Here is a 22,465-nt window from a genome sequence, read left to right as displayed (position 1 = left end):
ATGTTTTTTGCATCCGACAACGCAGGCCCCGCCCATCCAAAAGTCATGGATGCACTGGTCGCTGCCAATCAGGGCTATGCCATGGGCTATGGCGCGGACCCGATCATGGACGAGGTTCGCGCGCAAATCCGTGATATATTCGAAGCACCGGATGCGGCGGTCTATCTGGTGATCAACGGCACATCTGCCAATTCCATACTGCTCGCCACCATGGCGCAGCCGTGGCAGACGATTTTCTGCTCCGACTGCGCACATATCCATGAAGACGAATGCAATGCGCCCGAGTTTTATACCCAAGCCAAGCTGACACTGGTGCCTACGACCGAGGGCAAGATCACCCCCGACGCCCTGCGCGCCAAAATTCTGGCCGAGGAAAACCGCGGCGTGCACGGCCCCCAGCGCGGGCCGCTTTCGATTACGCAGGCGACTGAAAAAGGCACGATCTATAAACTGGATGACATCCGCGCGCTGACCGGGATCGCCCGCGAATACGGGCTGAAAACCCATCTGGACGGTGCGCGTTTTGCCAATGCGCTGACCGCTCTGGACTGTTCGCCTGCCGATATGACATGGCGGGCCGGAATCGATACCGTCAGTTTTGGCGGCACCAAGAATGGCGCGGTCGGGGTCGAGGCCTGCATCATCTTTGACCCTGATCTGGCGTGGGAATTCGAGTTGCGGCGCAAGCGTGGCGGGCATCTTTTGTCAAAGCACCGTTATCTGTCGGCGCAGATGCAGGCCTATCTGGCCGATGGGCTGTGGCTGGATATGGCGCGTGCGGCGAATGCCCGCTGCGCCCAGTTGGCCGATGGCATGCGCGGCCACGATGCCGCGCAATTCCTGTTTGAACCACAGGCGAACATCATCTTTTTCCAGATGCCTCGCCGCGAACATAAACGGTTGCTGGATGGTGGCGCGGTCTACTACGTGATGAACGGCGATCCCGATGCAGGCGATCCTGATGAAATGCTGACCGGGCGGCTGGTGACGGATTGGTCAATGACCAAAGACGGCGTTGACCAATTCCTTGCGCTATTGCACGGGTGATCGCGCCCTAGATCTTGCCCGCCAGATAGGCATCCAGATCGTCCAGCCGATCCTGCCCCCAGAACCGTTCATCCGTGTCGGTAATGAAGAACGGCGCACCAAAGACGCCACGCATCACCGCCTCTTCCAGATTGGATGCAAAGGTGTCCGCACTTGTCATCAACCCCTTGTCGGCCAGCGCGGGATCATAGCCCGCCTTGGTCAGGCAATCGCGGATCACGTCATCTTGCGCGATATCGCGGTCTTCGGCCCAGCAGGCGGCACCGATAGCGTTCACCAACTTGCCAACCTTGGTCGGGTCTTCGTTCTGTGCGGCGATTATCGCGTAGGACGCAGGCGCGCCATTGGTGGGCCAATGGGCTGGCTTCAGGTTCAACGGTAAACCGGCAAGCGCAGAGCGGCGGCGCAGTTCCTGCAAACGATATTCCTGCCGGTTGGGGTGTCTGTCCTTGGGGGGCGTGCCCCCGGTGCGTGCGAACAGCGCCATGATATCAACAGGCTTGTAAGTGACCGTCGCGCCATGCTTGGCGGCTATATCCTCGACACGCGTGCCGCAAAGGTACGTAAAGGGCGACAGCGTAGCAAAGAAGTAATCAATATGGGGCATTTCACAGTCCTTTGGCACGTCAATTCTTTGCGCGACGGTAACGCTGTGCTAGGCGGTGTCAACGCCACGAATCTGTTACACACCTGTAACCTGTCGCCAAAGGACGCACCCCATGCCCATCATGAACGAGCCAAAGCTGATTTCCGGTAATGCAAATCAGCCTCTGGCAACCGCAATCGCCCGTCGGATGTCGATGCACCGGGGCATGAACGTCGGTTTGGTCGATGCACGGGTGGAACGGTTCAATGATGGCGAGGTGTTCGTCGAAGTATTCGAGAACGTGCGCGGCGAAGATATGTTCATCATTCAGCCAACATCGAACCCGGCAAATGACAACCTGATGGAACTGCTGATCATTGCCGATGCGTTGCGCCGGTCATCGGCAGGGCGCATCACTGCGGTGATCCCCTATTTCGGCTACGCGCGACAGGATCGCCGGTCAAAGGCCCGCACGCCGATCACCGCGAAACTGGTCGCCAACATGATCGTCGAAGCCGGAATCGAACGCGTTTTAACCCTGGATTTGCACGCCACGCAGATTCAGGGTTTTTTCGATATACCGGTTGATAACCTTTACGCGTCGCCGATCTATGCGCTGGATGCGATGCACAATTTCCGTAATCGGATGGATGACGTGATGGTCGTTTCCCCCGACGTGGGCGGCGTCGCACGGGCACGCGATCTTGCCCAGCGGATCGGCGCGCCCCTGTCAATCGTTGATAAACGCCGCGGCAAGCCCGGGGAAGTCGCCGAAATGACCGTCATCGGCGAGGTCAAGGACCGCGTGTGCATCATCGTCGATGACATCGTCGATACGGCAGGCACCCTTTGCAAGGCTGCCGAAGTGCTGATGGAAAACGGCGCGAAAGAGGTCCATTCCTATATTACCCACGGTGTGCTGTCCGGGCCTGCCGTCGAAAGGGTCGAAAATTCCGTGATGAAAAGCCTGGTCATCACCGACACGATCGCACCCACAACCGCCGTCAAAGGCGCCAGGAACATTCGTATTGTCCCGACCGCGCCCATGTTTGCGCAGGCAATTCTGAACACCTGGAGCGGGACATCGGTGTCATCCTTGTTCGATCACAAGACATTGGAACCGATTTATGAAGGGCTTTATGCGGCGGAATGAACGCTTGTCCGGCCTGTCAGACTGACCTGCCGGATATTCGACCGCGAGAGGTGCGCCTACAGGTCCCAGTTGTCTTCGTCGGGAAGTTCACCGATCGACATCCACGCGACCCGCACCCGCGCCACCTGCGAATCCGCCCATGTCCGAAACACGATATCAAACCCGGTTTCAGTGATGTTTTCGGCCTGCACATCCAGTCGAATGTTACTGATGTTTGACATATCCAGCATCGACACGGACACCTGCACATGCGGAACCGTGCGGTAAGCTTGGGCAAAGCTGACTTTGCTACGGCTTTCCCTTTGCCCCACACCGCGCCACATCGGGCCGTCGTCTTCGAAATCTGAAAACAACACGGCATCACCTTGTGCGATTCCGACTGTGCCACTGTTCAGCTTTAACATGTCATCCAATGCCTCCGGGATTAGGCATAGTGAATTTCGAATGTGAAAACGAGACAAAAAAATGGCCCCGAAAACGGGGCCATTCTTGATTACTTGATCGCGTATTCAGCCAAAGTTTGATTGTTTCGGGTCCAATCCGATGTGGCCACCGATCGCAACCATATCCGACAACAGCTTGGCCGCATCATCGACCGGTCCGGGTTCATTCTTGAACACTTCCTTGGCCTTGCCGTAAGCCTCTTTCGCTTCTTCGACCATGCGGTCGTATATTTCCTGCGTCACTTCTGACTTTGGCAGGGCCTGTTCGGCCAGGACTGATACGCTGTCGGCGGTGATTTCGGCAAAGCCGCCGAAAACCACGTATTCATCGCTGCCACCGCCATGGGTGACGCGCAGAACGCCGGGGCGCAATGTCGTGATCGTGGGCGCATGGTCAGCCATGGCTGTCATGTCGCCGTCAGATCCCGGGATTTGCACCTCTGATGCCTCGACCGACGCCAGGCGGCGTTCGGGCGAGACAAGATCGAATTGTAGATTTGCCATATTGGCAGCTCCTTACGCGGCGCTTGCCGCCATTTTTTCGGCTTTCGCTTTCACTTCTTCGATACCGCCGACCATATAGAACGCACCTTCGGGCAGGTGGTCATATTCACCGGCAACAACGGCCTTGAACGACGCGATCGTGTCTTCCAATGCAACCTGAACGCCGGGCGAACCAGTGAACACCTGGGCCACGTCAAACGGCTGTGACAGGAAGCGTTCGATCTTACGCGCACGGGACACGGTCAGTTTGTCGTCTTCCGACAATTCGTCCATGCCCAGAATGGCGATGATATCCTGAAGCGACTTGTAGCGCTGCAAGGTCTGCTGCACGTCAGCTGCAACCTTGTAGTGCTCTTCGCCCACGATGGCAGGGTCAAGCAAACGCGATGTGGAATCGAGCGGGTCAACGGCAGGGTAGATCCCCTTTTCCGAAATCGCACGGTTCAGAACGGTGGTCGCATCAAGGTGCGCAAACGACGTGGCGGGCGCGGGGTCGGTCAAGTCATCGGCAGGAACATAGATCGCCTGAACAGACGTAATCGAACCGTTCTTGGTCGATGTGATCCGTTCCTGCATCTGGCCCATGTCGGTTGCCAGCGTTGGCTGATAGCCCACAGCGGACGGAATACGACCCAAAAGCGCGGACACCTCGGAACCCGCCTGTGTAAAGCGGAAGATGTTGTCGACGAAGAACAGAACGTCCGTACCGGACTGGTCGCGGAACGATTCCGCCATGGTCAGACCGGACAGGGCCACACGCATACGTGCACCTGGAGGTTCGTTCATCTGACCGTAAACCAGCGCCACTTTGGACTTGGTCAGGTCTTCGGCGTTGATAACACCGGATTCGATGAATTCGTAGTAAAGGTCGTTCCCCTCACGGGTCCGTTCACCCACACCTGCGAACACCGAATAGCCCGAGTGCACTTTGGCGATGTTGTTGATCAGTTCCTGAATAAGAACAGTCTTGCCCACGCCAGCACCGCCGAACAGACCAATCTTACCACCCTTGGCGTATGGCGCCAGCAGGTCGATAACCTTGATGCCTGTCACCAGCACTTCGGATGCGGTAGACTGCGCTTCGAATGGGGGCGCATCCGCATGGATTGACCGGCGTTCGGTTTCACCGATCGGGCCTTTTTCGTCCACAGGCTCGCCCACAACGTTCATGATGCGGCCAAGGGTTGCGTCGCCAACGGGAACCGTGATGGTCGTGCCTTCGTCGGTCACTTCCTGACCACGCACCAGACCTTCGGTACTGTCCATGGCGATGGCGCGCACGGTGCTTTCGCCAAGGTGCTGTGCCACTTCAAGGACCAGCGTCTTGCCATTGTTGTCAGTCGTCAGCGCGTTCAGGATCTCTGGCAGGTGATCCCCGAACTGCACGTCCACGACGGCGCCAATCACCTGTGTGATCTTGCCTTTTGCTTGTGCCATTCTCGTTTCTCCGGTTCTTTAGAGCGCTTCCGCGCCCGAAATGATTTCAATCAGCTCATTCGTGATCACGGCCTGACGCGAGCGGTTATACTCGATTGTCAGCTTGTCGATCATCTCGCCTGCGTTGCGGGTCGCGTTATCCATGGCGGACATGCGCGCACCCTGTTCCGACGCCGCATTTTCCAGCAGCGCGCTGAAAATTGCGGTCGCAACGCCGCGCGGCAAGAGATCGGCAAGGATTTCTTCCTCGCCGGGCTCGTAATCATAAAGCGTCGCCTCGGCATCCTCGGCCTGTTCAAACTGGGCGGGGATGATTTGCTGTGCGGTTGGATGCTGCACGACGACATTTTCAAAGCGCGCAAAGAAAATTGTCGCGACATCGAATTCTTCGCTGTCGAAACGGGTCAGCACATCCTTGGCAATGCCCTGCGCGTCGGCATAACCCACGCGCTTGACGTCGGTCAGATCGACATGACCCACGAAATGATCACCAAGGTCACGTTTCATCGCATCGCGGCCTTTTTTACCGACCGTCAGGATTTTCACCGTTTTACCCTCGGCCAGCAACTTGCGGGCGTGGGTTTTTGCCAGCTTCGCGATGTTGCCGTTGAAACCACCACAAAGCCCGCGTTCGGCGGTCATGACAATCAACATCTGCACCTTGTCGCTGCCGGTGCCCGACAGCAATTTCGGCGCAGAGTCCGATCCGCCAACCGACGCGGCAAGCCCGGCCATCACAGCGTTGAAACGCTCTGTGTAGGGGCGCGACGCCTCGGCTGCGTCCTGGGCGCGGCGCAGTTTTGCAGCCGCGACCATCTGCATGGCCTTGGTGATCTTGCGGGTCGATTTGACCGACGCGATCCTGTTTTTCAGGTCCTTAAGATTAGGCACGTCATCGTCTCCTTATCTCAAGATTTACGCGAAGTCAGCGGCGAAGGCGTCCAAAGCAGCTTTGATCTTGGCCTCTGCATCACCTTTGACCTTGGGGTCTTCCTTGGTGATCATGTCCAGCACGTCCTTGGCGTTCGTACGCAGATGCTTGAGCAGACCCTGTTCAAACCGGCCGACATCGCTGACCTTGATCTTGTCAAGGTAACCATGTGTCCCTGCATAGATCACGCAGACGATTTCAGCGTTTGTCAGCGGCGAATACTGCGGCTGTTTCATCAGTTCGGTCAGACGGGCACCACGGTTCAGCAACTGCTGGGTTGCAGCGTCAAGGTCGGACCCGAACTGCGCGAATGCGGCCATTTCACGATACTGCGCCAATTCCAGTTTCACCGGACCGGCAACCGATTTCATCGCGTTGGTCTGGGCAGACGAACCCACACGCGACACCGACAGACCGGTGTTCACAGCGGGGCGAATACCCTGATAGAACAGTTCGGTTTCAAGGAAGATCTGACCGTCGGTGATCGAAATCACGTTGGTTGGAATAAACGCGGACACGTCACCACCCTGGGTTTCGATGATCGGCAGCGCAGTCAGCGAACCGGCACCGTTGTCTTCGTTCAGCTTAGCCGAACGCTCCAACAGGCGAGAGTGCAGATAGAAAACGTCACCTGGGTAGGCTTCACGCCCGGGTGGGCGGCGCAGCAGCAGCGACATCTGACGATAAGCCACGGCCTGCTTGGAAAGGTCATCATAGATGATCAGCGCGTGGCGACCGTTGTCGCGGAAATGTTCGGCCATCGCAGTTGCGGCATAAGGTGCAAGGAACTGCATCGGCGCCGGGTCAGATGCGGTGGCAGCCACAACGATGGAATATTCGATCGCGCCGGATTCTTCGAGCTTTTTCACCAGCTGTGCCACGGTGGACCGTTTCTGGCCGATCGCGACGTAAACACAATACAGCTTGTCGTATTCTTTTTCGGCGGCGTCGTTATAGGATTTCTGGTTCAGGATCGTATCAAGCGCCACGGCGGTCTTACCCGTCTGACGGTCACCAATGATCAATTCCCGCTGGCCACGGCCAATCGGGATCATGGCGTCAACCGATTTCAGGCCGGTCGCCATTGGTTCGTGCACCGATTTACGCGGGATGATGCCGGGGGCCTTGCTGTCGGCCACGGCGCGGTTTTTCGTCTTGATCGGGCCCTTGCCGTCAAGCGGGTTGCCCAGACCGTCAACAACGCGGCCCAGCAGTTCGTCACCCACAGGCACGTCCACGATGGACTTGGTGCGCTTGACGGTGTCGCCTTCCTTGATGTCGCGGTCGGACCCGAAGATCACGATACCGACGTTGTCGGATTCAAGGTTCAATGCCATCCCGCGGATACCGCCAGGGAATTCGACCATTTCACCGGCCTGCACATTGTCGAGCCCGTAAACGCGGGCGATACCGTCGCCGACGCTTAGCACACGGCCAACTTCGGCCACTTCGGCCTCTTGACCGAAGTTCTTGATCTGGTCCTTCAGGATCGCAGAGATTTCAGACGCTTGGATCGCCATTTATCCGACCTCTTTCATAGTGTTCTGGAGTGCGTTGAGCTTGGAGGCGATCGAGGTGTCGATCATCTTTGAGCCCACTTTAACGATGAGACCGCCAATGATGCTTTCATCGACGGTTTCCTTGATGATGATTTTCTTGCCCACTTGGGCATTCAGCGTTTTCGCCAGCTTGTCGGCCTGCGCCTTGGTCAGCTTTTTCGCGGTGGTAACGTCGGCAGTCACCTCGCCGCGTTCCTCGGCCAACATATCCTGTAGCACGCGCACCAGATGCGGCAGCACAAACAAGCGTCGCTTGGACGCCAGCAGTGACAGCACATTGGCTGTTGTCTGCGACAGATCCATTTTCTTGGCAACGGCGCTGATCGCGGTTGCCTGCTGATCCCGGCTATACAGCGGGGAGGTCAGCAAGGCGCGCAGATCTTCGCTTTCGTTTATTGCAGTTTCCAAAGCGCTTACATCAGCTTCAAGCGCTTTGATCGCCTTGCCTTCCTTGGCAAGGTCAAACACGGCTGTCGCATAGCGCGCAGCAATGCCTGTGGAGATACCAGCAGTTTCGGACACGTCCACCCTTCCGATGTCTTATGCCCGACCTCACCCCCAGTGTGAACGGTGGCAAACGGGCAACTTGTTTGGCCCCCGTTGATCACGGAAGCGTCAAAATCTTGGCGGATGTAGCAGAGCCTCTGGGGTGTCGCAAGCACTCTGCGACAAGAAACGCCCAATGAATCGCACCATGGATTGATATGCCAATAATTTAAACGCGCCCGTCGCTTGCCCGTTAGCGCCAACTGTCGCGATGTTCTTGCCGATCCGGCTGATCCGGCGCCGCGCGCGCGCATGATTCTTGCGCAAGCCACGTCAAAAAGCCGCATCCGGGGTGTCGGATGCGGCGATTTGCCGGGGTGCCGATTGATGCGGTCAGAAAAGATCGTGCCAGATCGTCCCGTCATGGCATCGCAGCTTGGCCGTGGCGGTGTCGAAATAGACGTCCCCCGCCATCGGGCTGACAGGCGCCACCCCGGGCGCAAGGTTCAGCATCTGACCGATCCCGACGCGCCCATTCGCCGCAGTCACCGATATGGCCGCAACCCAAGACCCGCCATCCGGGCTGACCTTGATGGCGAAATCGTCGTTGCCCGCCAGACCCATTTCGGCCCGCCCGGAAAACCCCGTCTGATACAGAACCGATGCGGTATCAGCCGCGCCCGATTTGTTGATCTTGACCTGATGGCCCGCCCCGTCATGGCTTAACAAGGTTGCCGCACCGACCACACTAAGCCGGTTTGTCGCGTCTGAAGTGGCATTGATTCCGACACCGGGGAGATTATCCAGAACCTGCGCGCCTCGCGTGTCCCACGCAGCGCCAGTCCAGACCTGCATTTCGCCCAGATCCCGCACCCACGCCCGCCAGCCATCGCGCGGGGCCACGAACAGCCAGCCACCGCCGCGCCATGTGGCAATCTTCCCGTCCTGGCCAGCCCAGCCGCCTGTCGCACCTGTGCCCACCCCCCAAGTCTGCCCTTCTGCCGGGGCGACAGGCGGCATCGCAGCCCCCGTGCTTTCCAAAGCCAGTTGAACAATCATGTCCAGCAATTCGATGGCTTCGTTGTGCGTGACATGTTTTTGCGCCTGCGCTGCCTGGATGAACGGCAGGGACAGGTTGGGGGTTTGATCAGACATAGGGGAAACGCGCCTTCCGCAGTGGTGAATTGGGGGACACTATGCAGGGTGCGCGGTAAACCTTTGCCTGGTCCAGCGCCCGTTGGTCTGCGCAACAGGCCACTGCCAAGGGTTGTGCGCGTCTGCCCCGCAGGCTTTAAGGACAGGGATGATTTCAAGACAAAGGCTGCCGATGACAAAGCGTGCGTTGATTACAGGTGTGACCGGGCAGGACGGGTCCTATCTGTCTGAGTTCTTGCTTGAAAAAGGATATGAGGTTCACGGCATCAAGCGCCGCGCATCCCTGTTCAACACCGCCCGCGTCGATCACATCTATGAAGATCCGCACACCGATAACGGCCGTTTCAAGCTGCATTACGGGGATCTGACCGACAGTTCGAACCTGACACGCATCATATCCGAGGTGCAGCCGGACGAGATTTACAACCTCGGCGCCCAATCCCATGTTGCTGTCAGCTTTGAGGCGCCCGAATATACCGCCGATGTTGATGCGATCGGCACATTGCGGCTGCTGGAGGCGGTCCGTTTCCTCGGGTTGGAAGGCAAGACCCGCTTCTATCAGGCGTCAACCTCAGAGCTTTACGGATTGGTGCGGGAAACACCGCAAACAGAAACCACACCGTTTCACCCGCGCAGCCCTTATGCGGTGGCGAAACTTTATGCCTATTGGACCTGTGTGAACTACCGCGAAGCGTATGGCATGTTTGCCTGTAACGGCATCCTGTTCAATCACGAAAGCCCGCGCAGGGGCGAAACATTCGTCACCCGCAAGATCACGCGCGGGCTGGCCAATATCGCCATGGGGCTGGAACAGTGCCTGTTCATGGGCAATATCGATGCCCTGCGCGACTGGGGCCACGCCCGCGATTACGTGCGGATGCAATGGCTGATGCTGCAACAGGAAAAACCGGAAGATTACGTGGTCGCGACCGGCAAGCAGTATTCCGTGCGCGATTTCATCAACTGGTCGGCGGCGGAACTGGGGCTGACGCTGGAATTCACTGGCAGTGGCGTGCATGAAACAGCCACCGTCACCGCCGTGACCAGTGACCTTGCCCCCAAGATCAAGGTTGGCGATGTGATCCTGCGGATTGACCCACGCTATTTCCGCCCCGCCGAAGTGGAAACCCTGTTGGGCAATCCCGCCAAGGCCAAAGCACGACTGGGCTGGGAGCCGCAGATCACCGCGCAGGAAATGTGTGCCGAAATGGTCGCAGAAGACCTGCGCGGCGCGCGGCGCCATGCGCTGCTGCAGGAACACGGGCTGAACCTGCCTGTGACGTTCGAGGATTAAGCGATGCGCATTTATCTGGCCGGACACAAGGGCATGGTCGGCAGCGCGATCCTGCGGCAGCTTGAAACGCAGGGCGGGTGTGATCTGATCACCGCGACCAGCAGGGAACTGGACCTGACAGATCAGGCGGCGGTAAGTGAATTCATGCGGGCGCAGCGCCCTGACGCGGTGATCCTTGCCGCCGCCAAGGTGGGCGGGATCGTGGCCAACAACAATTATCCCGCGCAGTTCATCTATGAAAACCTGATGATTCAGGCAAATATTATCCATCAGGCCCACGCTGCTGGCGTGACCCGGCTGCTGCAACTGGGATCATCCTGCATTTACCCACGCGACGCACCCCAGCCGATGGCCGAAGGGGCACTTTTGACCGGACCGCTGGAATCCACCAACGAACCTTATGCGGTTGCCAAGATCGCCGGGATCAAGCTGTGCGAAAGCTATAACCGGCAGTATGGCACCGATTACCGGTCAGTCATGCCCACCAACCTTTATGGGCCGAGAGACAACTTTCACCCCGAAAACTCTCATGTTCTGCCGGGTCTGATCCGCCGGTTTCATAACGCTGTGCAGAATGGCGCCAGCCAGGTGGCGATCTGGGGCACTGGCACGCCGCGTCGGGAATTTCTGCATGTGGATGACATGGCTGCGGCATCGCTTTTCGTGATGAACCTTGACCGCGCCGCCTATGATGCCGAAACCGACCCCATGCTCAGCCATATCAACGTCGGCACGGGCACGGATGTTTCGATCATGGAACTGGCACGGATGGTGGCAGATGTAACAGGATACACCGGAGACATCGTCTGCGATACATCAAAGCCCGACGGAACCCCCCGTAAATTGATGGATGTCCGTCGCCTGACAAGGCTTGGCTGGTCGGCGGGCATTGACCTTCGGGACGGGATCAGCACAACTTATGACTGGTACAAGGCGCAAAGGGCTGCTGGCGCGGACCTGAGGGCCAATTAAATAAGGGGCCAAGTCATTGATTACACCTGTCATTCTATGCGGCGGATCAGGCACGCGGCTATGGCCTCTGTCGCGCAAAAGCTATCCCAAACAGTTCGCACCGCTGATCGGCGACGCCAGCCTGTTTCAAGCCAGCGCACAGCGGCTCAGCGGGCCGGATTATGCCGACCCCGTCATCGTCACCGCAGATGCGTTCCGGTTTATCGTGGTGCAGCAACTTGGTGATGTCGCGATCACGCCCGGCGCGGTCCTGATCGAACCCGAAGGGCGCGACACCGCCCCCGCGATCCTTGCTGCGGCACTGCATCTGGCCGAAACCGACCCGGACGGGTTGATGCTCGTCGCGCCGTCGGATCACGTAATTCCCGACAAACCGGCCTTTGACGCCGCTATCACCGCAGCCGTGCCTGCCGCGCGTGCCGGTCAGCTTGTCACATTCGGGATTACCCCGGACCGCCCTGAAACCGGCTATGGCTATCTGGAACTGCACGCAGCGCCCGATGGCGGCCTCGCACCACTGCCGCTGCGCAGCTTTGTCGAAAAGCCCGATGCCGCCCGCGCCGCCGATATGCTGGCTGCGGGGCGATATCTGTGGAACGCCGGGATCTTCCTGTTCACCGCCAATACAATCCTGTCGGCCTATCGAACCCATGCACCCGACATGCTGACGGCGGTCACGCAAGCGGTGGCAGAGGCGCGCGCCGACATGGGGTTTCTGCGCCTTGCCCCAGGCCCCTGGGCCAAGGCCCCCGCTATTTCCATCGATTATGCCGTGATGGAAAATTCCGGCAACCTTGCCGTCGTGCCATTCACAGGGCGCTGGTCCGACCTTGGCGATTGGGCCGCCGTCTGGCGCGAAACGGAACATGACGGTCTGGCGCTTCATGGGCCAGCAACGGCCATCGACTGCACCGGCAGCTTGCTTCGGTCCGAGGTCGAGGGGCAGGCGATTGTCGGGATCGGGCTGGATGATATCATTGCCATCGCGATGCCCGACGCGGTGTTGGTCAGCCACAAGGGCCGCACCCAAGAGGTGAAACAGGCGGTGGACAGGCTGAAGGCCGGCAAGGTGCCACAGGCAGAAAGCTTTCCCAAGGATCACCGGCCATGGGGCTGGTTCGAAAGCCTTGTGATCGGGGACAGGTTTCAGGTCAAACGGATCGTGGTGAACCCCGGTGCCGCGCTATCGTTGCAGTCGCACCATCACCGGGCCGAACATTGGGTCGTCGTGCAGGGCACTGCCAAGGTGACGATTGACGACACCGTGCAACTGATCAGTGAAAACCAGTCGGTTTACGTGCCGTTGGGCGCGGTTCATCGCATGGAAAACCCCGGCAAACTGCCGATGGTCCTGATCGAGGTGCAGACCGGCAGCTATCTGGGCGAAGACGACATCCTGCGCTACGAGGACGTCTATGCAAGGGACTAGTGCCGTTCGGAAAATCAGTGACTGACCGGAAGGGGTTCAATGGTCGCCCGATATGCCAGAGTTCAGCAATATTCCGCGGGGCGCGTGATCATGCCCATGGCCGTCTGACTTTCGCCACATTCGACGTGCTTTTTAGGCGGCAAATGCAGTGAATTGTTTTCAGGACAAAGACCACGCGCTATCTTTGACCAGAGCAGAGGACAGTTGACACATGCCCGATCCAACCTCTCCTGTTGCCACGCTTGACAGCGGTGCGAGCCTTCGGGATCGGACAATCTCTGTTCACTTTGTTGCCGAAAACAGGACGGCGGCCTTCGCCGGTCTGACAACCGACGAAAAGGCTGACGTCATCTCTGATGGCTGGGCGCAGGCCGAGATTGACCGAGTGATGGCGGCGCTGGCAGGAATATCGACCTACGCGGATCTGACATTTGTGCAGACAAGCGATCAGAATGCCGACTTTCAAATGGTTTTGGACAACGACGAATTGAACGATCCTGACCTGCTGGGATATTTCTATCAACCCAGCACACCGGATTACACCGGGGCGCTGATGGGGGTATTCAATGTCAACGGACACGGCTGGACAACGTTGGGCTTGCTTGCCGGCGGGCTGGGCTATTCCACCATCATCCACGAGGTGTTGCACGGGCTTGGGCTGGATCATCCACACGACGGCGACCTGATACTTGACGGGCTGGACCCCGAACAGCCCGATTACCCGTTTGGGGATTTTGGCGATTTCAACCTGAACCAGACCGTTTATACCATCATGTCGTATAACGATGGGTATGCCGCAGCCCCATCGCAAGACAACGACACCGGCAGCGCGATGGGGCCCATGGCGCTGGATATCGCAATGTTGCAGGAAATCTACGGTGCCAATCTTGGCCATGCCAATGGAAATGACAGCTATGATCTGACCGATGTGGTCTCTGGCTGGCTGGCAATCTGGGATACCGGTGGACGTGACACCATTACCTACCACGGCAGCCGCGATGTCACGCTTGACCTGCGCGCCGCCACACTGCGCTACGAGGATGGGGGTGGCGGCTTTGTTTCAGCCGCCGACGGAATCGCCGGGGGTTATACGATTGCCGCCGGAGTGGTGATCGAAGATGCAACCGGCGGCAACGGGAATGACATGCTGATCGGGAATGATGCGGCGAATGTGCTGACCGGAAGAACCGGTGCGGATACGCTGATCGGAGGAGGCAACAACGACAGCCTGCATGGCAATTCCGGTTCTGATGCAATCAGTGGCACAGCCGGTACCAACCTTATCTATGGCAATAGCGGCGCCGATCGGCTGACAGGCGGGAATGGCTCTGACACCATTTTCGGCAACGCCGGGAACGATATCATGGTTGGGGGCGCGACGGGCGATTTGCTGAATGGCGGGCGGGGCGATGACACGCTGGACGGGGGCGCCGGCCCGGACATCCTGAACGGCGGGATCGGCCATGACCGGCTGACCGGTGGGGCGGGCGCTGATACATTCGTTTTCGACTTCATCAGTGACAGCTGGGCCGGGCGCGCCGATACGATCACCGATTTCGAGGTAGGTATCGACCGGATCGATCTGTCCGGGATTGATGCAGATCTGGCAATGCAGGGCAACCAGTCATTACAATTTGGGGACGCAGGTAACCTGACCGATACATCCGGCAACATCTGGGTCACGGTTGCCGGTCGCGACACGTTCGTGCATGTTGACCGGGACGGTGACAGCATTGCAGAAATGGGGGCCTTGATGCAAAATGTGAACGACCTGACCGACAGCGATTTCATCCTCTGATGCGGGTTCTTGTGACTGGTGGCGCCGGCTATATCGGAAGCCACACCTTGCTTGAACTGATGGCACAAGGCCATGCGGTGTGCGTGCTGGACAACTACGCCAACGCCACGCCCGAAGTCTTGAACAGGGTCCGCGCACTGTCGAACGGCACCGTGGCGGATTATACCGGCGATGTCCGCGATGCCGCACTGCTGGATCAGGTCATGACCACGTTCCGGCCCGACGCGGTCGTGCATTTTGCCGGCTTGAAGGCCGTGGGCGAAAGCGCCAAAAAGCCGCTGGCGTATTACGATGTCAACGTCTGCGGAACGGTCGCACTGTTGCAGGCCATGGACCGGGCAGGATGCAGGCGGATCATCTTTTCATCGTCGGCCACGGTTTACGGCGAACCTGTCTATATGCCCTATGACGAAGACCACCCGACAAACCCCACATCAGTTTATGGACAGACCAAACTGGCCGCCGAACGGATCCTGACCGATTGGGCCGGGGCCAACCCCGACGCCGCTGCGGTGATCCTGCGGTATTTCAATCCGGTGGGTGCGCATCATTCGGCCCGCATCGGTGAAGATCCGCAGGATATTCCGGGCAACCTGATGCCGTTCATCGCGCAAGTGGCGGTAGGCAAACGCGACGCGCTGACGATCTATGGCGATGATTACGACACACCCGATGGCACCGGATTGCGCGACTATATTCACGTCGTTGACCTGGCCCGCGCGCATGTGGCCGCGCTGAACCACGCCGCGTGCAACACCGGGGCGCGGGCATTTAACATCGGCACCGGCCAAAGCCACAGCGTCCGCGACATGGTTGCGGCATTCAGCCGTGCTTGCGGGGGTGACATACCTGTCCGTCAGGCAGGCAGGCGCACAGGCGATATCGCTGCAATGCAGGCCGATGCCAGCCGTGCAAAGCGCGAACTGGGCTGGACCGCGACCCATTCGCTTGACGACATGACCGCCAGCACATGGGCCTGGCAATCCGCCAATCCCGATGGCTATGGCACACCGGATTAGACGCTAAGGCGTTTTCAGTATATCGCGCAGCAGAGCAAGCCCGCGCACCAGCGTTTCCTGTGCCGTCGCTGCCGTATCAGCCTCGACGTACAGGCGCAGTTCGGGGGCGTTGCCTGATGGCCGAAGGTGAATGATCCGCCCGTCTTGCAGGCCCATCCGCAAACCATCGACACGGTTCAGCTCCGCCTCTTGACCGCCCATTGCCGTCAGAAAAGCCGCGCGCGCAGTCCGGTCACCTGCCCAACGCGCCACAAGCTCTTTGGAAATCTCGCTTGGCACGTCCTGCAAACGATCAGCGGCGGTATAGCGGGCCGGTTCTGCCGCGACCACGTGCGACAGCCCGGTGCCATTCGCCCGACACAGCACGGCGACCATTGGCAAAACAGCATCGCGCGTCATCAATGGCGGCATGGCCCCAGCCGGGCCTGACGCTTGGAACCCCAACAGAAAGCCGCCGTTCGCCTCGTATCCGACGACGCGGCCGTTTGCAGTGGCCATACCGGCAATGACATAGGGCGAACCAATGGCGGTCTGGACAACCTGTTTGAAATGGCCCGATGCCGCGACACCAGTATTCGACGACACCGGAGTCACGACAATATCCGCTCCTAACGTCGCTGCGGTAACCTGCCCCAGAATGTCGCCCGGCACGATGGTTCCGGCCTCATCGGCAACCAGCGGGCGGTCCCCGTCGGCATCGGTGGATACGATGGCGTCAAACCCACCATCCTGCGCCCAACGGCGCAACTGGTCACGCAGGGCCTGCGGCACAGCCTCGGTATCTACGGGGATGAACGTATCGGATCGACCCAGTATGTCGGTATCAGCACCCAGGCGGGTCAAGAGCACATCCAGCAGATCCGCCCCGACCGCGCTATGGGCATAGATGCCGATCCGCATACCCTGCAAAGCAGCGCCATACGCCGCGACATAGCGGGTGACGTAAGCGGCCCCCACATCAGTCCGCACCGCAACCGGCGGGCCGGTCAGTCCGCTGGCCGCGCGGCCCAGCGCACCCAGAATCGCCCGTTCGTCATCCTTGGAAATCTCGCCCTGCGGTGTATAGAATTTCAGCCCGTTGCGGTCGGCCGGAATATGGCTGCCCGTGACCATCACAGCCGCCGCGCCCGCCTGCATCGCCGCCAAGGCAAGTGCAGGCGTCGGCACAGCCCCGCAATCGGTGACGGCCAGCCCTGCGGCCCTTGCCGCACTGGCCACCATACCGGAAATATCAGACGATGACGCGCGCAGATCATGACCCAGATACAGGCCCGTGCCTGTCGGACAAGCCGCCACAAAAGCCGCAACATGATCGCCGACAAGCGCGGGGGTCAGATCAGTGACCAGCCCGCGCAACCCGCTGGTGCCGAATTTCGGTGCCAAGGCCAACCCTCCAAAGCGATAACTGCCTGAAAGCATCTAGCCCGACCTTGGCCGCAAAGCCACCGAAAATCTGTTAACGATACTATCGCAAATCTGGCGCGATATTGAAGAAATTGAAGGATAAACGTCGCTTCGCTGCCGTAATTGGGTCATGGCACCATCCCTGCCCGATGCAACCCTTTCCCCCTTGATGGCGCTTGCAGGACCGGGGGGTTCTTTCATGGCTTCGTTCACGTTTCTGGCTCATGTAATGGGCTCTGCCGACCTTGACCGGTCGCATATTACCGATCTGGCGATCATCCAGACCGGCGGCACACCGGTGTTGATCAGCACGACCCGTTTTGATGGCGTGCTGCGTAGCTGGCAAATTGACGGCCTGCCGGGCGTAATCGGCGAGGTCGCCTATGAGGGCGGCGATCTGCCCGGCATTATCAGCAGCCTCGTGCCGGTGACCATGGACGGTGCAACATCTGTTCTGACCGGCGGCGGCTTGGGCGGAACACTGCAAACCCATGTCATTGGACCGGAAGGCATGTTTGGCATTGCCACCGCATTGCCACCGGGCATGGCCGGGTTTCAGCATGGTGTCAGCGTGCAACTGGGCAATGGAACGCAGGCGATCTATGGCGCGCTGACCGGGACCAGCGGGATCGCGCGCCTCGATTTTTCCGAGGCAGGCAGCTTTGCAGGCTCGGTGCTGGCCAGCCCGGGCGCCGTGGCCGCGCAAATCAGCGCGATCGCAACCGTCAATATGGGCGCGCAGGATTTTCTGTTCACCGCGAATTCTACCGCTGACACCCTGACAAGCTGGGCCATCGGCGACGATGGTAGCCTTGGCCCAGTGCAAACCATAGGCGTTGATGACGGCCTTTGGATCGCGACGCCCAGCGCGCTGGCGGTCGGCACGGTCGGCGGCATCAGCTATCTGGTGCTGGGTGCCGCAGGCAGTGGGACGCTCAGCGTCATGGAAATTGGCAGCGCCGGCGGCCTGACCCTGCGAGACCATCTGCTGGACAGTTTGCAAACCCGCATTGGCGGCGTCACAAGTATCGACATCGTGACCCATAACGACCGGACATACGTGATTGCAGGGGGGGCGGATGACGGGCTGTCTGTCTTTCTTTTGTTGGAAGGCGGGCATCTGCTGGACCACGCGCATATCGCTGACACCCCGGCAATGGGGCTGAACAACGTCAGCGCGATTGCCGCCCGCGGGATGGCCGACGGGGTTGATATATATGTGGCCAGCAGCAGCGAACCGGGGCTGACACAGCTTCGCCTTGATACCGGGCCAGCGGGGGCGACGGCGACAGCGACACTGGCCGGCGGTGCGTTGGTGGGAACCGCCGGCAATGACATTCTGCAGGGCCATGATGGTGCCGACCAGATCAATGCAGGCGCGGGCGATGATGTAATCCGCGACGGGGCCGGGTCTGACGCCATGACCGGCGGCGCGGGCGCAGATGTGTTTCTGCTCTCTGCCGATGGGATCACCGATACGATCACGGACTTTACCTTGGGTCAGGACCGGATCGACCTGTCGCTTTGGTCAATGCTGCACGATCTCAGCCAACTGACGATTAACATCCAGCCCTACGGGATGGATATCCGCTATGGTCAAGAGCTGCTGGTCGTCCAAAGCGCCGATGGCCGGACGATCGACTATCGAACGCTGACAAATGCCGACATCATTGGTCAGACCCGGGTGCCTTCGGATATCGTGGCAGGATATCCCGGACCGGCAACGCCACCCCCCGACCTGCCCCCCGGCGACACCCCCGCAACACCAACGGACCAAGGGGGGCCGTTCAGTATAGGCCCCGGGTTAGGTGTACTAGCAGCGGCCAACACCGCTGACTTGCGTGGGGCGCTGACGCAATCCGAAACGCCATGGGGCAACGGCTTGGGGCAGACAGGCAGCACCGCGCCCGATGTGTTGATCGGAACGGCAGCGTCCGATGTGCTGGCGGGTGGCACAGGTGATGACATTATCATGGGCCGCGCCGGGGCTGACCACCTGACCGGGGGCGGCGGGGCTGATCTGTTGCTGGCAGGGGATGGTGATGATCTGCTGAATGGCGAAGACGGGCATGACATCCTGCGTGGCGGCCCCGGGATGGATACCCTGCGCGGTGGGCCGGGCGACGACCAGATTTGGGGTGATGCTGGCGCCGACACGTTCATCTTTGACGGCGGCACGGACGTCATTGGCGATTTCGAACAGGGCGTCGATCAGATCACACTTGACGCCGCACTTTGGACGGGGCTGACATCGGCCGCCGACGTGCTGGCCGTATATGGCAGCTACGCCGACCGCCGCGCAACCATTGACCTTGGTGGTGGCAACACATTGCACATCGACGGCGTGATCGACTATGCCGCGTTGGCTGACAGCATGGCCTTGTTCTGATGCTTTGCAGCCCCGACTTGTGACGCCGACATCGCAAATTGCGTTCGGCCGTCGGGCAAAGACTGGGTATTTCTATCCCGTATAAAGGCGAACCGCTCTAGTTGCTGAAGTTCGACGCAGCGGTCGCAAGGTTCAGCACCGACAAGGCGGACCCCAGCGGGCTTTCGGTTGCATAGACCAGATCGTTGGGTTGGATGGCAAATGACCCCGCCGAAAACAGCCCGTCCGCCGTTGTCAGATCCAGCAGGAACACGACCCGTTCCTGCGGTGGGCCCGACCCGTCGCTGCGCACCTGACCGGGCGCATATTCCCGCAGGATCAGAATGCCTTGGGGGTTGGCACGCGCATCGCTCAATCCACCGATGATCGACATCGCGTCGAGGGCTGAAATCTGGTCTTTTTGAAAGACATGCAGCGATTCCGTGCCGGTCGCCCCCAATGACAGGAAATAACGCTCTTCCTGCTGGACGATCACCCGGTCACCACCGCGCAGCGTGGTATCAAGACGTGGCTCGGACAGAAGGCGGCGCAGTGATACGCCGTAAATCCTGTCGTTCCGGATCAGTCGAACCTGCGGGTTTATCAGGGCCGGATTTGCCCCACCGCCCTGCGCCAGCAGATCAAGAACCCTGTAATTCCGGTCAGGCAGCGGATAGACACCCGGCACAGCCGCCCCCGATACAAGGTTTGCGGTATTGGCCCGGCCCGGCGCGACCATCAACTGCACCTGCGCGGCCGGAATCGTGCGCGTCATTTCTTCTTCGATGCGGTCGCGGGCCGTCGCAGGCGACATGCCGCTGACCTGCAACTCACCGATGTAGGGCACAAAAATGCGCCCGTCAGACCCGACTTGCACCTCTTGCAGGGGGGTCGCCCGTTGGGCGGCACCTGCAAAGACAGAGTTTTCACCCGCGTCCCAGACAGTCATTTGAAGGCGGTCGCCCGGTGCAATGAGCAGCGATGCGGGCTGCTGTTGGCGATCCAGCCAGGGAAAACTCCGGCTTTTGTTGGCTGGCCAGTCACGCACAACAGGCAAAACCGCGCGCGTCACTGCGAACACTGCAAAATCATACTCTGCCGGTTCGCCTTGGGCTGCGGTCTGGGCATTGCTGGCGGCCAAGACCTCTGACTGGAAACCGGCCCCCCGGGGAAGACCACAACCGGCCAACACCAGAAACAAACCCGTCACCGTGAAGCGATACAAGATATGGCGCATGATTCCCCCGCTGATTTTACACAGCTTATAGGGTCATCGAAGCCCGCGACAACACTATGTTGTTGCAAAACCGGAATCTGAGGCTCAAAAATCGACAGCCAGTCCTTTTTTTTCCCAATCACCGTAACGCACCGGTTCCGGCCCGTCGCGCCCGCCCAATTCAAGCGGAAGCAGTTTGTCCTTTGCGGCCTTGCGGCGTTCTTCGGCCTCGGCCAGCGCGCGTTGGGCGGCAGGGGGCAGATCGTGCGGGGCGTCGGTCATGGGTGCTGTCCTTGTGGGTGGCATGGCTTTGATATACGTCGCCCCCACCTACCTTCAAGAGATTTGCCAAATGTCCCAGACCGGTCTGCCCGCCCGCCGCAGCGCACATTCCCTGCTGATGCAGATCATCGGCGACGGCCGCCTGATGGCCGAACTGATCGGCGCAGGCGCATTGGCCGACCTCGCCCCCGACGATCGCGCCCGCGCCCAGCGCCTTGCCACCGATGCGCTGCGCGGGCTGGATCGCGCCGACCGGATGCTGAAACCCTACCTGAAAAAGACCCCCCCCGATCATGTCATGAACGCGCTGCGTCTTGGCGTGATCGAATTGTGCGGCGGTCAGGCCGCACATGGCGTCGTCAATGCATACGTCGATATTGTCGGGCGCAACAAACGCACCCAGGCAATGAAAGGGTTGGTCAACGCTGTCCTGCGCAAGATCGCCGACGAAGGCCCCGCAGGCTGGGCCAAGCGCCCAGCACCGCTGACGCCCGGGTGGCTGCGCCAACCCTTGGTTGCCGCATGGGGCCGTGACGCTGTCGCCGGGATTGAGGCCGCACATTTCGCCGGTGCCCCGCTGGATCTGACTGCCAAAGGCGATCCAGTGCCTGTAGCGGCCGCTGTGGGAGGTGATGTGGTGCCAACAGGATCAGTGCGTGTGCATGCCCCGGGTCAGGTGTCCAATCTGCCGGGATACGACAGCGGCGACTGGTGGGTGCAGGACGCCGCAGCGGCGCTCCCGGTGAAGCTGCTGGGTGATGTGACGGGTTTGAAGATAGTTGATCTTTGCGCCGCCCCCGGCGGCAAGACCCTGCAACTGTCCGCAGGCGGGGCCGATGTAACCGCAGTGGACCTGTCGGACAAACGCATGGCGCGGGTGCAGGAGAACCTGGCGCGGACGCAGTTGGAGGCCAAGACAGTGGTCAGCGACGCCTTTGACTTTGTCGAAACGGGCTTTGACGCGGTGCTGCTGGATGCACCTTGTTCGGCCACCGGCACGATTCGGCGCCATCCTGATCTGCCCTATGCCAAGGACGGATCGGAGTTCGGTGCGCTGATCAACCAGCAAACCGCGATGCTCGACCATGCGCTGACCTTGCTGCGCCCCGGTGGACGGCTGGTGTTTTGCACCTGCTCGCTCTTGCCCGACGAAGGCGAGGTGCAGGTCGAAGAGGCGCTTGTGCGACACCCCGCCTTGACGGTGGATCGTGCCGCGCTGGATATCGCCGGCGTGCAGCCTGATTGGATCACCCCCGAAGGCGGGCTGCGCCTACGCCCTGATTTCTGGCCCGATCTGGGTGGAATGGATGGGTTCTATATGGCGGTGCTGACAAAGCCTGCGTGACTTTTGCTACCTGCTGCTGTTATGATTTCATATGCGA

20 protein-coding genes are annotated in these 22,465 nt (G+C 59.8%); 9 read left to right on the top strand and 11 right to left on the bottom strand.

Annotation, left to right across the window (positions count from 1 at the left end):
- On the top strand, window positions 1-1,047 hold the full coding sequence (locus ACTG4B_RS01040; RefSeq protein ID WP_439153808.1) for a threonine aldolase family protein: 1,047 nt from the start codon (window positions 1-3) through the stop codon (window positions 1,045-1,047).
- A gap of 7 nt (window positions 1,048-1,054) precedes the next feature.
- Here the strand turns inward: ACTG4B_RS01040 and ACTG4B_RS01035 are convergent, their stop codons facing one another.
- On the bottom strand, window positions 1,055-1,654 hold the full coding sequence (locus ACTG4B_RS01035) for a 2-hydroxychromene-2-carboxylate isomerase (protein ID WP_439153807.1): 600 nt from the start codon (window positions 1,652-1,654) through the stop codon (window positions 1,055-1,057).
- A 112-nt stretch (window positions 1,655-1,766) separates the two neighbouring features.
- Here ACTG4B_RS01035 and ACTG4B_RS01030 point away from each other — a divergent pair, with 112 nt between their 5' ends.
- The gene (locus ACTG4B_RS01030; protein WP_439153806.1) at window positions 1,767-2,786 is read left to right on the top strand and encodes a ribose-phosphate pyrophosphokinase; all 1,020 of its coding nucleotides are present in this window, start codon (window positions 1,767-1,769) and stop codon (window positions 2,784-2,786) included.
- A gap of 56 nt (window positions 2,787-2,842) precedes the next feature.
- On the opposite strand, the gene ACTG4B_RS01025 is transcribed toward ACTG4B_RS01030, so the two are convergent.
- The 7 genes from ACTG4B_RS01025 to ACTG4B_RS00995 all read right to left on the bottom strand — a co-directional run bounded on the left by ACTG4B_RS01025 (window position 2,843) and on the right by ACTG4B_RS00995 (window position 9,301).
- Window positions 2,843-3,190: an H-type lectin domain-containing protein gene (locus tag ACTG4B_RS01025; RefSeq protein WP_439153805.1), complete on the bottom strand. Its 348-nt coding sequence runs from the start codon at window positions 3,188-3,190 to the stop codon at window positions 2,843-2,845.
- 105 nt (window positions 3,191-3,295) lie between these two features.
- A complete protein-coding gene (locus ACTG4B_RS01020) occupies window positions 3,296-3,733 on the bottom strand; it encodes a F0F1 ATP synthase subunit epsilon (RefSeq protein ID WP_439153804.1) in 438 nt (145 codons plus the stop codon).
- Window positions 3,734-3,745: 12 nt separating this feature from the next.
- Window positions 3,746-5,170 (bottom strand): F0F1 ATP synthase subunit beta, encoded by a 1,425-nt coding sequence (gene atpD, locus ACTG4B_RS01015; protein ID WP_439153803.1) that lies wholly within the window; start codon window positions 5,168-5,170, stop codon window positions 3,746-3,748.
- 18 nt (window positions 5,171-5,188) lie between these two features.
- Window positions 5,189-6,061: a F0F1 ATP synthase subunit gamma gene (locus tag ACTG4B_RS01010; protein ID WP_439153802.1), complete on the bottom strand. Its 873-nt coding sequence runs from the start codon at window positions 6,059-6,061 to the stop codon at window positions 5,189-5,191.
- Between the two features lie 24 nt (window positions 6,062-6,085).
- The gene (atpA, locus tag ACTG4B_RS01005) at window positions 6,086-7,621 is read right to left on the bottom strand and encodes a F0F1 ATP synthase subunit alpha (protein WP_439153801.1); all 1,536 of its coding nucleotides are present in this window, start codon (window positions 7,619-7,621) and stop codon (window positions 6,086-6,088) included.
- A complete protein-coding gene (locus ACTG4B_RS01000; RefSeq protein WP_439153800.1) occupies window positions 7,622-8,182 on the bottom strand; it encodes a F0F1 ATP synthase subunit delta in 561 nt (186 codons plus the stop codon).
- 357 nt (window positions 8,183-8,539) lie between these two features.
- Window positions 8,540-9,301: a DUF2793 domain-containing protein gene (locus ACTG4B_RS00995; protein WP_439153799.1), complete on the bottom strand. Its 762-nt coding sequence runs from the start codon at window positions 9,299-9,301 to the stop codon at window positions 8,540-8,542.
- Window positions 9,302-9,473: 172 nt separating this feature from the next.
- Between ACTG4B_RS00995 and gmd the strand changes: the two genes are divergently transcribed.
- From gmd to galE, 5 genes are all read left to right on the top strand, one after another.
- Window positions 9,474-10,595, top strand: a complete 1,122-nt coding sequence (gene gmd / locus ACTG4B_RS00990; RefSeq protein WP_439153798.1) for a GDP-mannose 4,6-dehydratase — start codon at window positions 9,474-9,476, stop codon at window positions 10,593-10,595.
- A 3-nt stretch (window positions 10,596-10,598) separates the two neighbouring features.
- A complete protein-coding gene (gene fcl, locus ACTG4B_RS00985; protein ID WP_439153797.1) occupies window positions 10,599-11,567 on the top strand; it encodes a GDP-L-fucose synthase in 969 nt (322 codons plus the stop codon).
- A 16-nt stretch (window positions 11,568-11,583) separates the two neighbouring features.
- Window positions 11,584-12,996: a mannose-1-phosphate guanylyltransferase/mannose-6-phosphate isomerase gene (locus ACTG4B_RS00980; protein ID WP_439153796.1), complete on the top strand. Its 1,413-nt coding sequence runs from the start codon at window positions 11,584-11,586 to the stop codon at window positions 12,994-12,996.
- 211 nt (window positions 12,997-13,207) lie between these two features.
- The gene (locus ACTG4B_RS00975; RefSeq protein ID WP_439153795.1) at window positions 13,208-14,794 is read left to right on the top strand and encodes a M10 family metallopeptidase C-terminal domain-containing protein; all 1,587 of its coding nucleotides are present in this window, start codon (window positions 13,208-13,210) and stop codon (window positions 14,792-14,794) included.
- Window positions 14,794-15,813 (top strand): UDP-glucose 4-epimerase GalE, encoded by a 1,020-nt coding sequence (gene galE / locus ACTG4B_RS00970; RefSeq protein ID WP_439153794.1) that lies wholly within the window; start codon window positions 14,794-14,796, stop codon window positions 15,811-15,813. The genes ACTG4B_RS00975 and galE overlap by 1 nt, the downstream gene beginning before the upstream one ends.
- A 3-nt stretch (window positions 15,814-15,816) precedes the next feature.
- On the opposite strand, the gene ACTG4B_RS00965 is transcribed toward galE, so the two are convergent.
- Window positions 15,817-17,196 (bottom strand): phosphomannomutase, encoded by a 1,380-nt coding sequence (locus ACTG4B_RS00965; RefSeq protein ID WP_439153858.1) that lies wholly within the window; start codon window positions 17,194-17,196, stop codon window positions 15,817-15,819.
- Between the two features lie 220 nt (window positions 17,197-17,416).
- On the opposite strand from ACTG4B_RS00965, the gene ACTG4B_RS00960 reads away from it, so the two are divergent.
- Complete coding sequence (locus ACTG4B_RS00960) at window positions 17,417-19,606, top strand: calcium-binding protein (protein WP_439153793.1); 2,190 nt, start codon at window positions 17,417-17,419, stop codon at window positions 19,604-19,606.
- Window positions 19,607-19,703: 97 nt separating this feature from the next.
- Here the strand turns inward: ACTG4B_RS00960 and ACTG4B_RS00955 are convergent, their stop codons facing one another.
- A complete protein-coding gene (locus ACTG4B_RS00955) occupies window positions 19,704-20,822 on the bottom strand; it encodes a polysaccharide biosynthesis/export family protein (protein ID WP_439153792.1) in 1,119 nt (372 codons plus the stop codon).
- Window positions 20,823-20,906: 84 nt separating this feature from the next.
- The gene (locus ACTG4B_RS00950; RefSeq protein ID WP_439153791.1) at window positions 20,907-21,083 is read right to left on the bottom strand and encodes a DUF1674 domain-containing protein; all 177 of its coding nucleotides are present in this window, start codon (window positions 21,081-21,083) and stop codon (window positions 20,907-20,909) included.
- A 70-nt stretch (window positions 21,084-21,153) separates the two neighbouring features.
- Between ACTG4B_RS00950 and ACTG4B_RS00945 the strand changes: the two genes are divergently transcribed.
- Window positions 21,154-22,428 carry an RsmB/NOP family class I SAM-dependent RNA methyltransferase gene (locus ACTG4B_RS00945; RefSeq protein WP_439153790.1) on the top strand — a complete coding sequence of 425 codons (1,275 nt, stop codon included), beginning with the start codon at window positions 21,154-21,156 and terminating at the stop codon, window positions 22,426-22,428.
- Window positions 22,429-22,465: the final 37 nt, after the last annotated feature.

This window comes from Yoonia sp. (genome assembly GCF_965660735.1).
In the GTDB taxonomy this organism is placed as follows: domain Bacteria; phylum Pseudomonadota; class Alphaproteobacteria; order Rhodobacterales; family Rhodobacteraceae; genus Yoonia.
This window is presented reverse-complemented; position numbering and strand designations above follow the sequence as displayed.